Here is a 12689-nt window from a genome sequence, read left to right on the forward strand (position 1 = left end):
GAAATAACAGATCGCCTGCCGAACCTAAAAAAATGAGGTCAGAATCACAAATTCACATCGAGATTTTATTGGCAACGGCGTGATGCCGTATTGACAGAAAAGTTATTCCGATCCCTGTATTTAACCTGTTGTTTTATAACGTGAAGCTAATCGTCTTTCCTGAATCAGTAAATGTGATTTGTTTCACATAAATAAGCTGGTTCAAGGGGCTGTCAATATATTGCCTGCATAAATTCCTCTCGTTTTTGTGATCTCACTTGCAAATACCAGGCTGATATCCCGAAACAATAGCTTCAGACGCATTAAGCCAGAAGGATGTCAGGATGAGAATCGGAATGGTCATTAGCGGCGGCGACGTCACCGGCATTAATAATTTCATTTTCCAGATAGCCAGGATGACGCAGGCGGAGATGATATTATTTAACGGTGGCATTCCAGGCTTGCTGGATAATGTCTGTCAGGAAATTTCTCAGCGCGATTTAGTGGATTTTTCCATTACTTCTCTTCCGGTAATGCAGTCAGGCCGAACCGCGCGAAAATTAATTCGTAGCGAATATGAAACGATCGCCCGGCAGTTAAAAGCATTACGCATCGACGTATTAATTCTGGCTGGAGGCGACGGATCGCTGCAATTTCTGCATACGCTCAGTGAATTTGGTGTGAACTGTTTTGGCATCGGCATGACGATTGACAACGATGTCTACGGCAGTGATTACACCGTGGGCTTTTCCACCGCCTGTGAGCAGGTATTAAAAGAGGTGGCAAAGCTCAGAAACACCGGTCGGGCATTAACGGGCCGGGTATTTATGGTGGAACTGCTCGGCGGCTACTGTGGTGAATTGACGCTCCAGTCAGCGCTCAAATCCAACGCCGACTTTGCGCTGATCCCGGAATGCCAGATCCCCACAAACGTGCTGGCAGAACGCATCACTCAGCGCCTCAGCGAACAAAACAGCGTGGTAATCCTCTGCTCAGAAGGTTACACACGGGAATATTCACCGGGCTTTCAGGGGGCGATTGACACATTAATTAAGCAGCTTGAACCGTTGATCGGCGTGCGCATTCGCAAAACGATCGTCGGCTATGGACTGCGAAATGGCGATCCCACCTGTGAGGAAATTTATCAGGGCACCATTATGGCAAGTGAAGTGGTTCGTTGTATTCAATCCGGAATGCGCAATAAAGCCGTGATTATTAACGGCAGTAATAAGCCTATTCCGATTGACTTAATAAGCATGAAAAAACGCCTGGTCGATACAGAAGGGCATCATTATAAACTCGCTAAACAACTGCATATATTGTGAGGAGAAAACATGCTGAAAATTTTATGTGTTTGTGGTTGTGGTCTGGGGTCAAGTTTCGCTATCGAAATGAGTGCGAAAGCCGTTTTAAAAAAACTGGAGATTGACGCCGACATCGATCACACCACGATTTCAGAAGCTAACGCATTTAAATCCGACATGATCCTGACGCAAAAAGCCTTTGCGGATGTCTTAAATGCCGACGCCACACCAGAACAGATTAAACGCGTAATTATATTAAATAAACTCACCGATAAAGCTGAAATTGAGCAAAAAATCGTGGCTTTCTTAAAAGAGCGTAATGTGAAGGTTGCTAATCATGAATAGTGTAATTAATTTTCTGGTTAAAGACTTACTGGGGCAGGCATCCATTCTGATCGCGTTTATTGCGCTAATCGGACTGGTCCTGCAAAAAAAATCTGCCGGCAAGGTGGTAGAAGGCACGTTTAAAACCCTGTTGGGGTTCTTAATCATGATGGCCGGCATCAACATCATCGTGGGCGCGCTGACCTTCCTTAACAGCATCTTCACCCACGGTTTTGGGATGCAGGGCTACATCACCGACGTGGCGGCGATTGCTGGACTGGCAAACCGCGAGTTGGGATCGGAAGTGGCCATGACGCTGCTGGTGATCTTCATCGTCAACATCATCATTGCCCGCCTGACACCGTTTAAATACATCTTCCTGACTGGCCAGGCGCTACTGTGGATGGCCACCATTGGCGCGGTTATCGGCTATAAAGCCGGCCTCACCGGATTACCGCTCATTTTAACCGGCGGTATTTTTGGCGGCGTGATGGCTGTTGTGATGCCAGCGCTGGCGCAGCCGGTGGTGCGTCGTATCACCGACTCGGACGATGTCGCGCTCGGTCACTTCTGCACCATTGGTTACCTGCTCACTGCGGCAGTGGCGAAGGTGGTCGGAAAAGGCTCACGCTCGACGGAAGACTTAAAGCTGCCCGATAACTTTAAGTTTCTGCAGGACACCTATCTGTCTATGGCGGTGGTGATGGTGCCGATGTACCTGATTCCTGCCGTGGCGGCAGGCCCGGCTTTTATCGCTCAGTACAGCAGCGGCACCAACTACCTGATGTATGCCTTTATGCAATCCATCCAGTTTGTGGCAGGCGTGTTTGTGCTCTACAGCGGCGTGCGACTGCTGCTGAACGAACTGGTGCCGGCTTTCCGCGGTATTGCCATGCGGCTGGTGCCGGATGCGAAACCCGCCCTTGACTGTCCCGTTATGTTCCCTTATGCGCCAAACGCGGTCATTGTCGGCTTTCTCGCGACAACGCTGGGCTCTGTGGTGGGGATGCTGGTTTTCCCGATGTTTGGTCTGGCGATGATTTTGCCCGGTCTGCTGACTAACTTTTTTGCCGGCGGAACGGCAGGCGTGTTCGGTAACGCGCTGGGCGGACGACGCGGGGCGATGATCGGCGGATTCGTCCACGGCCTGTTTATCACTTTCCTGCCCGCCATTCTGGTGCCGATGCTGGAAAGCTACGGTTTTACCGGCGTGACCTTCAGCGATTCCGACGTCATCAGTACCGGCCTGGTGCTGGGACATGCTTTCCAGAATAACTGGCTGTTCGTTGCCGTGTTCATTGCTTTTGTTACCGCTATCGCCTGGTTTGTTAACGGAAAATCCACTAAACCCCGTGAGGAAAACGTGCATGAAACTTTATAACTTTACCGAATTGCTGAAAATTGCCAAAGAACGCCAATTTAAAGCGGTAGGGTCATTTAATTTACACTGCCTGGAAATGTTACCGGCTTTTTTTAAAGCCGCCGAAAATACCAACAGCCCATTGATGATTCAAATTTCAACCGGTACAGCGAAATATTTGGGACATGAATTACTGGTGGATGCAATTAAATCGCTGTCAAAGAGTAAAAATATTCCGACCTGTTTGCACCTGGATCACTGTTCCGATTTAGACGCGATTCAGACGGCAATTCAAGCCGGGTTCAGTTCGGTCATGTATGATGGGTCACATTTACCGCTTGATGAGAATATTGCCAATACCCGCAGGGTGATTGATATGGCCCGCCCCGTAAATGTCTCTGTGGAAGCGGAGCTGGGCGCAATTGGCGGCTCTGAAGACGGGAAATGTGTGGAAATGAGCGATATTGCGTTCACCACGGTAGAGGATGCCAAACGTTTTGTGAATGAAACCGGCGTGGATATGCTGGCCATTTCCATCGGCACGGTTCACGGGCTCTACACCGGCAAAGCCCATATTCAGCATCAACGGCTGGCGGAGATTACGGCTGCCACGGCTACGCCGCTGGTTCTGCACGGTGGTACCGGGGTCAGTGACGAGGACATGCGCCTGGCGGTGGGCAGCGGTATCGAAAAAGTGAACGTGGGAACGGAAATGAATGTGCAGTGGGTCGCCCAATGCAAGGCAACGTTTGAAAAAGGCAAAGTTAACGACAGCGTGCGTAATTTCCTTGTGCCTGCGAATAATGCAGTGACCAATGTATTAGTAGAAAAAATGCAGCTGTTCCGTTAAGCACTTTTATTATCCCGACGTGAATAAACCTGAAGTGCCCTGGCGCTTTTCGGGGCAGGAGACGCTATGTTTGGATTCATGAAAAAGAGAGTGGAAAATACGGCCTCAGAGGATGCAGAACGCGATCGTCAGGCAGAGCAGGTCAGTCAAAAAATAACGGTGCTGGAAGCAAAGCTGGCAGCGAATTCAGGCGACACTGAAACGCAAAAACAATTAATGCTGGAATATAACCGTGCATTATCATTGTTTGCGAAAAGTCGCCTTTACCGGGATGACATTGATCCTCTTTTTGTGAAAATTGATGAATTACGCAATCTGGTGCGTAAATCAGTTTAAGGAGCAGTAATGACCATTAAACAGTTATTACAGGAAGCCAATGCTGTTCAGGTAGGTATTGCCGCCAGGGACTGGCAGCAGGTTATCGCCATGGCGGCCAGGCCGCTGGTGGAGGGCGGCTATATTCAGGCCTCTTATCCTCAGGCGGTGATCGAGAATACGCTGACTCACGGTGCCTATTACGTGTTTGAAGAAGGTATCGCCATCCCGCATGCCCGCCCGGAAACGGGCGTGATTCGCGACTGCTTCAGCATGGTACTGCTTTCGGAGCCGGTCTCGTTTGACGGCAGCGACAAGGCGGATATTGTGATCATGTTTGGCGCCCGTGACAGTAATGCCCACATAGAGGAGGGGATTCGCGCGATTGTCACCCTGCTAGAGGATGAAGAAACGTTGGTCAGGTTACGTCAGGCCAGCAGCGTCGCGGAAGTGATGGAGATCCTATGACCAGTGAAACTGTCACCAAGCGGGTGGTGTTGGTTAACGGCATTCCCGCCTCAGGCAAAAGCACGCTGGCCCGTGCGCTGTCACGGCGTTTTTCCCTGCCGGTTCTCACGCTGGACAGCCTGAAGGAGCCTTTTATGTCCAGCTTTGCGCCGGTCGATCGCCAGCGTAACCGGCAGTTGGGCTGTGCAGCGTATCAGGCTATCTGGAACATTGTCGCTCAGTCGCCGGCTGATTGCGTCTTCCTGATCGATGCATGGTTTGGGTTTCAGCCCAAAAGCGTACTGGAGCAGGGATTAAAGCGGGCTGGCGTGAGCGAGGTGCTGGAGGTCTGGATGCAGATAGCACCGGACGCCGCCGTCGCGCGCTATCAGTCACGGCTCACGCAGCGCATGCCGGGCCATCCGGGCGCAGAGTACCTTCCCGAGCTGCGTCGCCTGGCGGAGGAGGCGCAGCCGATGGCGCTGGGGCCGCTGTTGAAAGTCAATGCCAGTGCCATTGACGAGCACGCGGTGGGCCAGTGGCTGGCTCAACATCTGAGGTGGGCAGGCTATACTGCTTCTGTTAAGGATGAAACAGAGGAAGAGCAGCATGCCACAGCCACCCTATCTGCAAACGGGCGAGAGCGTCGTGCTTTATGATGGCGTATGTAAACTCTGTACGGGCTGGGTGCGTTTTCTGCTGCGCCATCGGCTGGCGCGGCAGGTTCGTTTTGCGTCCGTGCAAAGTGAACAGGGCAAAGGGCTGCTGAAATGGGCTGGCCTGCCCGAGGATAATATCAATACGATCGTCTACATCCGTAACGATGGTCATTGGCTGCGTGCCCAGGCGGTGCTGCGGGTGATGCAGCAGTTACCGCTGCCGTGGCGGGCGCTAAGCGTCCTGCGCGCGTTTCCCGACCCCATCAGTAATTTTTTCTACAACGGTATCGCGCTCAACCGCTACAGGCTGTTCGGGCGCCATACCCTGGAACAGGCGATTACGGCCGATTATCCGGGACGTTTTCTCTCATCGCCGCCTGACAGCGGTGCGGGTCAGGTTAAATCCGCGATAATGTGAATTAAAACCGTCATTTTTCTTCAGATTTACTAATATTTTACAGGCAGGTTTACGGCGTGATGGAAAAGTAATGCGCTGTGCTTGAGCTGTAATATTATTCAAAATGGAGAAAAACATGCGCAATACCTCTGGACGTTCGGCCGTCGCCGTGACGCTGTATGCTCTTCTGGAGCCTGTACCGCTTGGCTTTTTCGTGGCGGCCTGGCTGTTCGATATCATCTATATGAAAACCTTTATCATTCTCTGGTCAATCAGTGCCAGCTGGTTAATCGCTATTGGCCTTGTGATTGCCATCCTGCCCAGAATAATTAGTCTGATTTATATGTTTCGCGGCAGCACTGCGCCAGAGAAAACCCATTTCTGGCTCTCTCTGGTCGCCATCATTCTGGCCATTGCCAATGCCTTTATTCACAGCCGTGATGCGTATGCCGTGGTGCCAACGGCGGCGATTCTGTCGACCCTGGTCGTGATACTGCTGCTGCTGGCGAACGTGCAACTTGCGCTACGTCAACGTACTGCTTAAGGAGAAGCCATAATGAAAATGCCGCAACAATCCCTTATTGCGCTGACGATGATGGCCCTGCTGGCGGGTTGTGATACCGGTGCGACGATCGATCCGCAAAAGCAAATCGGTGCCAATCCCGAGTTACCGGAAGCCAAAAACTTTATGGTGCCGCCCATGCAGGTACCGGAAGGCGCACCCTGGAAGAACGGTGAAAAGCCAACGGTGGCGCAGGGGCTGAAAATTGAAAAGATTGCCGACCATCTTCAGCATCCACGTCAGGTTTATGTTCTGCCGAATAACGACATCCTGATCGCCGAATCGAACGGCATGCCAAAACCGACCACCAAGCCCAAAGAGCTGATCACCGGGCTGGTCAAAAATGCCTCGGGCAAAGGGGGCAAGGGCGGCAACCGCATCACGCTGCTGCGCAACGTAAACGGTAAATGGGAACAGCATCGCTTTATTGAAAACCTGAGTGCCCCCTTTGGTATGCAGCTGGTGGGGAACACGCTGTACGTGGCTAACGCAGACAGTCTGGTGAAATTCCCCTACAGCGAAGGGCAAACCGAAATTCGCACCGCGCCCCAGTGGGTCACCGAGTTACCTGGCGGGCCCATTAATCACCACTGGACGAAAGCGCTGTTGGCCAGCCCGGACGGCAGCAAGCTCTATGTCGGCGTCGGTTCCAACAGCAACATTACCGAGAACGGCATTGGCGCCGAATATCGCCGCGCCGCTATTCTGGAAGTGGATGCCGCCAGCGGCGCCAGCCGGATCTACGCCAGCGGGCTGCGTAATCCCACCGGCCTTGACTGGGAACCCCAGACGAAGCAGCTATGGGCGGTGATTAATGAGCGTGATGAAATCGGCTCTGACCTGGTGCCTGATTACCTGACCTCGGTTAAAGAGAACGGCTTCTATGGCTGGCCTTACAGCTATTTCGGCCAGCATGTTGACGTGCGGGCGCAGCCACAGCGGCCGGACCTGGTTGAAAAGGCGATTAAGCCTGACTATGCGCTGAGTTCGCATGTCGCACCGCTCGGACTGCTGTTCTATGGCGCTGAGAACATGCCACAGTATCGCGGTGGCGCGTTTATCAGTGAGCACGGCAGCTGGAACCGCAAACCCCTCAACGGTTACAAAGTGATTTGGGTGAAGTTTGAGAACGGTAAACCGGTAGGGCAACCGCAAACCGTGGTATCCGGCTTCTTAACCCAAGACGAGAAACAGGTGCGTGGCTTACCGGTCGGTCTGGCCAGCGACAAACAGGGCGGTCTGATCATTGCGGATGACGCCGGTGATACGATCTGGCGCGTGAGTTCGGCGAACTAAGGCTAAACTGCAGGTACAAAAAAAAGGATTTGGCATTACGCCAAATCCTTTTTTTATGCGTTCGTTGCCCGGCGGGTAACCGGATGGCGAACGAGGTGCTCAGCACTCTCCACAAATTGATTGTAAAGAGGGCTGCGCAAGACTTCAAGTTTGGCGAAAATACTGTATATTTATACATGTGTTGAGTGTTGGGTATCGCCGCAGGGTTAACTGATTGCTTCCAGGGGAGCTCGGTAATGCAAATCCCGGCAGGTAACAGGTGGTGCTGACCTGTGGCTTAAACCCCGAGTGCCGCTCAGCCCTCTCCACAAAGTTGTGCTCAGGCACCTGGCGGGTAACGGTAAGGCCCTGGTTGCTGAACAGCGCGCTCCTGTTGCGGGAGAAGGAAAGTGATGGAACTGACGAAGCTGATTCTGGAAATCATCCGGATCATCTTGCAGATCATCGTTGCCCTTATGCAACTGACCGGTCATGCAAATTAACCGGAACTTTGACCAAGGCGGAGCTAACCACTCCGCCTTTTTCGTTGTCAATTGCCTGTCATCTTTCCCGGCTACAGTGGCGCGGCAATCGGGTGCCTGAAAGGCACAACTTATCCAGACATCAGACCAGTTCCGGGAGCCTTTTCATGTCACTTGCCATTGTCAAACCCGCCAAACTCCAGCAGACCGAAATTGACGCCAGCGTACGTATGCGCGAAACCCAGATTGGCTCACAGTGTGAAATTCTGGCGCACAGTTACCTTGAATACAGCACCCTTGGCGACTTCTCTTACGTCGGTGAACACTGCTGCATCGCAGACAGCGCAATAGGCCGCTTCACCGCCATTGCCAATCAGGTACGCATCGGTGCACCTAACCATCCGATGGATCGGGCGTCGCAACACCGCTTTACCTATTGTCCGGAGTATTACGATGCTACGGCCACGCGCGACCACGGTTTTTTCAGCGCCCGCCGCGAAGACCGGGTGATCATTGGCAACGATGTCTGGATAGGTCATGGCGTGATTGTCCTGCCTGGCGTGACGGTAGGCGATGGTGCGGTGCTGGCGGCAGGTGCGGTGGTGACCAAAGATGTGGCACCCTATACCGTCGTGGGTGGCGTGCCGGCTAAACCAATCCGCGTTCGTTTTCATCCGGCGATTGCAACCCGGCTACAGCACATTGCCTGGTGGAACTGGCCGCTGGAAAAAATCATGGCTAACCTGGCCGATTTTCAGTCAGGGGATATTGAGCAGTTTTGTGCCAGACATGGCTGAGCGCGTTTGCGCAAAAGAGTAACGGTGGCTTACGCCACCGTCAGATGTGCGGGTTATCGCTTAGCGCGTGCTTCCTGCACCTTGCTGGCTATACGATCGCCAATGGTCTGGTCGATGTTGCGCCAGTACTGAAACGCTCGCGAAAGCACCGGCTCTTCAACCCCGTTCAGCAGATGACCGCTAACGTTGTTGACCAGCCTGTCGCGCGCGGCATCATCCATTACCTTGTTGATCAGGGTATTTGCCTGGCCCACGTCGTCATCGTCCTGACGCAGTGAGTAAGGGGCACGAACCATGTCGCCGCTGGCTGACCAGACCGAGTCGGTGGGATAGCGGTCGCCATCTGCCACCGGGCCGCCTTTGCTGTTGGGGGCGTAAACCGGGTCGGATACCGGATTCATCCGCATCGCCCCGTCTTTGCTGTAGCTGTTTACCGGCGACTGCGGGGCATTAACCGGGATCTGTTTATAGTTCACTCCAAGCCGTGCGCGATGGGCGTCGGCATAGGCAAACACGCGACCAATCAGCATCTTATCCGGGCTGAGCCCGATGCCAGGGACCAGATTATTCGGTTCAAATGCGGCTTGTTCAATCTGCGCATGGTTGTCCGTTGGGTTGCGGTTCAGCGTCAGCTTGCCAACTTTGATCAGCGGATAATCACTGTGCGGCCACACCTTGGTCAAATCGAAAGGATTGAAACGATAGCTGTCAGCCTCAGCAAACGGCATGATCTGCATGTACAGGGTCCAGCTCGGGAATTGGCCGTTTTTGATCGACATAAACAGGTCACGCGTATGGTAATCGCCATCTTCGCCTGCCAGTTTATCGGCTTGCTCCTGCGTCAGGTATTCAATGCCCTGGTCGGTGTGGAAATGGTATTTCACCCAGAACTTTTCACCCTGTTCATTGACCCACATATAAGTGTGGCTGGAATACCCATTCATATGACGCCAGTTTTTAGGAATCCCACGGTCGCCCATTAGCCAGGTGACCTGATGCGAGGATTCGGGTGACAGCGTCCAGAAATCCCACTGCATATCATTGTCACGCAGATTGTTATCGGCGCGGCGCTTTTGCGAGCGAATGAAGTGCTGAAACTTCATGGGATCGCGAATAAAGAACACCGGTGTATTGTTGCCCACCATGTCGTAATTGCCTTCGCGGGTATAAAACTTAATGGAAAATCCGCGCGGATCGCGCCAGGTATCCGGGCTGCCGCGCTCGCCAGCCACCGTTGAAAAACGCATCACCACGTCAGTTTTCGTGCCCGGCTGAAAAACGTTGGCTTTGGTGTAGCGACTCACATCTTCAGTCACCTCAAAAAAGCCAAATGCGCCGCTTCCTTTCGCATGGGGCTGCCGCTCGGGAATGCGTTCCCGGTTGAAGTTGGCCATCTGCTCAATCAGGTAATGGTCGTGAAGCACCAGGGGGCCATCGGGACCGACGGAAAGGGAATGCTCATCGCTGGCCACCGGAATACCGGCATCGGTTGTGGTGGGTTTACGCTCATCATGACTCATCGAAATAGTCTCCATTTTTATAAGGGTAATGCATGGATTAAGCGTAGCGCATATCTGGCCATTGCATCGGCTAATCCTCCCAGGTTTTCACATTTACTGCTGCCGGCCATGGCTGACCTGGCGCAGTCGTCCACGTTTTACTGGCTGCTCCCGCAGGTCGTTGCCCGCGCTGATTAATCCGTGACCGCTCTCGCATTTTGGTTATTTCAGCGACAACAAGGATTGCGTGTTCACGCGAGAAGTGTAAATTCTAATATAACTTCACAGTTAGTTGTGAAAAAGGAAAGTACATTACAACCCTGTTACTAAGGATTGAGCCTCATGTCAGATTTAAAGTTTGCTACTCGTCTTAACTCCTTTGCTTCGGGGGCACATCTCTACTGGCCAGATTTGCAGGGCAAGCCCTCTGTACTGCAAATGGTGGCGCGCGCAGGCAATGTTAAAGGCTTAACGCATTTGGATCTCAACTATCCCCAGCACCTCACCAGTGACAGTAAAACGCTGCGCCAGGCTATTGAGGATGCCGGGCTGGCGGTCAACGGCATGCAGATGCGGTGGGATGCACCGCAGTTCAAAATTGGCGCATTTACCCATCCGGATCCAAAAATTCGCCGTGAGGCGATTGACCTGACCAAGCGGGGAATCGATACCGGACGGGAATTTGGCTCCCGCTTAATGACGTTATGGATGGGTCAGGACGGTTTCGACTACTGCTTCCAGGTCGATTACAAAAAAATCTGGGAAGACGCCGTCAGCGCGGTGCGTGAAATCGCCGACTACGCGCCGGACGTGGATGTGAGCATTGAATACAAACCCAACGAGCCGCGTGCCTACAGCATTTTTCCCAACGTGACCACCTGCCTGCTGGCCGTCGAAGAGGCCGGAAGCCCGAACCTCGGCATCACGCTGGATTTTGCCCATGTCCTGTTCGCCAATGAAATTCCTGCCTGGGCGGCGGCCATGGTGGCGCGTCGTTCCCGGCTGCTGGGGCTGGATTTAAACGACGGCTGGGGCAAACGTGACGACGGACTGATGGCGGCATCGGTTAATCCGCGCGCCACGTTGGAGTTTCTGTGGCAGATGCAGCGTGATGGATATCAGGGCGCCTACTATTTTGACACCTTCCCGGATGCCAGCGGACTGGATCCGGTACGTGAAGCCGAAACCAACATTGCCACCGTGACGCGATTACTCAAGCTTTGCGACCAGCTTAATGATAATCCGGCGCTGGCAGCGGCGATCAGCCGTCAGGATGCGGTCGCCTCACAGCAAATCGTCAACGACATTATGCTGGCGCGTTAACGCAGGCCGCCGGCTGCAGAACAGCAATTTCTTACCCTACAAACGCAGAATAAAAGGCTGAAAAAATGAAAAAACGTTTACTCGCCGTTATCGCTTCATCGCTCTTGTGTGCCAGCGTTTATGCCGCCGATCTGGCACCGCTTAAGTCCGACACGGAACAGGACCGCACCGACTGGTCAACGCTCGACAGTCGCTATGGCGCGATGCCGAAAGTCGATAAATCGCTCAAAATCGGTGGCGTATCCAAAACCCTGACCAATGAATACTGGCGTTTGCTGGGCGAAGGCTACCAGAACGCCGCCAAAAAATATGGCATCACCGTGGCTTATCAGGCTGCGGCAAATGAAGACGATCAACTGGGCCAGTTGTCGATTGCCGAAACCATGATTTCTCAGGGCTATAACGGCCTGCTGGTCTCTCCGCAAACCGACATTAACCTTGAGCCTGCACTGGAAAGCGCCAACAGTAAAAAAATCCCGGTTGTGAACGTCAATGACGCGGTGATGCCGAATGCGGAACACTACGTCGGTAATGTCCAGAAAGACAACGGCGTGCGCGTAGCGAAATGGTTTATTGAGCACCATCCGCAGGGCGGCAAGGTTGCGGTGATCGAAGGACAGCCTGGCGTCTATGCTGCCGGTCAGCGCACCAGCGGCTTTAAAGAAACGCTCAAGGCCAACGGCAAATTCAATGTGGTGGCCAGCGTACCGGCTAACTGGAGTCGTGAGCAGGCCTTTAATGCGGCGAGCACTATCCTGCAACAGCATCCTGACCTGATCGGTTTTTATGCCAATAACGACACGATGGCGCTGGGCGTGGTGGAAGCGGTACGCGCCATGGACAAAGCCAAACAGGTGGCCGTATTCGGAACCGATGGGATCTCCGATGCCTATGCCTCCATCAAGCGCGGCGAACTGACCGGTACCGTGGACAGCTTCCCGGTGCTGACGGGTGAAGTGGCGATGGATGTGATGCTGCGTTTGATTAACGGCCAGAAAATCTCACGCGTGGTGTCCACACCGCAGGCGCTGATCATCAAAGAGAATGCGGATGCGTTTTCCACTCAGGACATGGAAAAGCTGCGTCAACTGTTAGCTAAACAGTAAGCCTGGCGGA

Annotated in this window: 14 protein-coding genes; 13 read left to right on the forward strand and 1 reads right to left on the reverse strand. The window is 53.2% G+C overall.

From position 1 onward, the window contains the following. The first annotated feature begins 323 nt into the window (after positions 1 to 323). The 11 genes from NYE92_RS03300 (at position 324) to NYE92_RS03350 (ending at position 8751) form a co-directional block, all read left to right on the forward strand. Entirely contained in the window at positions 324 to 1304 is a 981-nt protein-coding gene (locus NYE92_RS03300) for a 6-phosphofructokinase (protein ID WP_014593680.1), read from the forward strand. Positions 1305 to 1313: 9 nt separating this feature from the next. After that, positions 1314 to 1628 (forward strand): PTS sugar transporter subunit IIB, encoded by a 315-nt coding sequence (locus NYE92_RS03305; protein WP_013025738.1) that lies wholly within the window; start codon positions 1314 to 1316, stop codon positions 1626 to 1628. After that, positions 1621 to 2988 (forward strand): PTS sugar transporter subunit IIC, encoded by a 1368-nt coding sequence (locus NYE92_RS03310; RefSeq protein WP_014593681.1) that lies wholly within the window; start codon positions 1621 to 1623, stop codon positions 2986 to 2988. Before NYE92_RS03305 ends, NYE92_RS03310 begins: the two co-directional genes overlap by 8 nt. Beyond that, positions 2975 to 3817, forward strand: coding sequence for a class II fructose-bisphosphate aldolase (locus NYE92_RS03315; protein ID WP_014605870.1), 843 nt, complete (start codon positions 2975 to 2977; stop codon positions 3815 to 3817). The genes NYE92_RS03310 and NYE92_RS03315 overlap by 14 nt, the downstream gene beginning before the upstream one ends. Before the next feature lie 66 nt (positions 3818 to 3883). After that, positions 3884 to 4153: a hypothetical protein gene (locus NYE92_RS03320; protein WP_126842968.1), complete on the forward strand. Its 270-nt coding sequence runs from the start codon at positions 3884 to 3886 to the stop codon at positions 4151 to 4153. Between the two features lie 9 nt (positions 4154 to 4162). Further along, a complete protein-coding gene (locus tag NYE92_RS03325; protein WP_013025742.1) occupies positions 4163 to 4600 on the forward strand; it encodes a PTS sugar transporter subunit IIA in 438 nt (145 codons plus the stop codon). Next, positions 4597 to 5238 (forward strand): glucokinase, encoded by a 642-nt coding sequence (locus NYE92_RS03330; RefSeq protein ID WP_116219722.1) that lies wholly within the window; start codon positions 4597 to 4599, stop codon positions 5236 to 5238. The genes NYE92_RS03325 and NYE92_RS03330 overlap by 4 nt, the downstream gene beginning before the upstream one ends. Then, positions 5189 to 5656, forward strand: coding sequence for a thiol-disulfide oxidoreductase DCC family protein (locus NYE92_RS03335; RefSeq protein ID WP_014605868.1), 468 nt, complete (start codon positions 5189 to 5191; stop codon positions 5654 to 5656). The genes NYE92_RS03330 and NYE92_RS03335 overlap by 50 nt, the downstream gene beginning before the upstream one ends. Before the next feature lie 115 nt (positions 5657 to 5771). Then, positions 5772 to 6179 (forward strand): hypothetical protein, encoded by a 408-nt coding sequence (locus tag NYE92_RS03340; protein WP_014605867.1) that lies wholly within the window; start codon positions 5772 to 5774, stop codon positions 6177 to 6179. Positions 6180 to 6191: 12 nt separating this feature from the next. Continuing rightward, the gene (locus NYE92_RS03345; protein ID WP_014593685.1) at positions 6192 to 7493 is read left to right on the forward strand and encodes a sorbosone dehydrogenase family protein; all 1302 of its coding nucleotides are present in this window, start codon (positions 6192 to 6194) and stop codon (positions 7491 to 7493) included. Between the two features lie 628 nt (positions 7494 to 8121). Next, positions 8122 to 8751 carry a DapH/DapD/GlmU-related protein gene (locus NYE92_RS03350; RefSeq protein WP_014605866.1) on the forward strand — a complete coding sequence of 210 codons (630 nt, stop codon included), beginning with the start codon at positions 8122 to 8124 and terminating at the stop codon, positions 8749 to 8751. 53 nt (positions 8752 to 8804) lie between these two features. On the opposite strand, the gene NYE92_RS03355 is transcribed toward NYE92_RS03350, so the two are convergent. Beyond that, positions 8805 to 10271 carry a catalase gene (locus tag NYE92_RS03355; protein ID WP_014605865.1) on the reverse strand — a complete coding sequence of 489 codons (1467 nt, stop codon included), beginning with the start codon at positions 10269 to 10271 and terminating at the stop codon, positions 8805 to 8807. Between the two features lie 321 nt (positions 10272 to 10592). Here NYE92_RS03355 and NYE92_RS03360 point away from each other — a divergent pair, with 321 nt between their 5' ends. Continuing rightward, entirely contained in the window at positions 10593 to 11573 is a 981-nt protein-coding gene (locus NYE92_RS03360) for a TIM barrel protein (RefSeq protein ID WP_029569993.1), read from the forward strand. A 65-nt stretch (positions 11574 to 11638) separates the two neighbouring features. Further along, positions 11639 to 12679 carry a substrate-binding domain-containing protein gene (locus NYE92_RS03365; protein ID WP_259018520.1) on the forward strand — a complete coding sequence of 347 codons (1041 nt, stop codon included), beginning with the start codon at positions 11639 to 11641 and terminating at the stop codon, positions 12677 to 12679. The last annotated feature ends 10 nt before the right edge of the window (positions 12680 to 12689 follow it).

The organism is Pantoea sp. B566 (assembly GCF_024793925.1).
Lineage (GTDB): Bacteria > Pseudomonadota > Gammaproteobacteria > Enterobacterales > Enterobacteriaceae > Pantoea > Pantoea ananatis.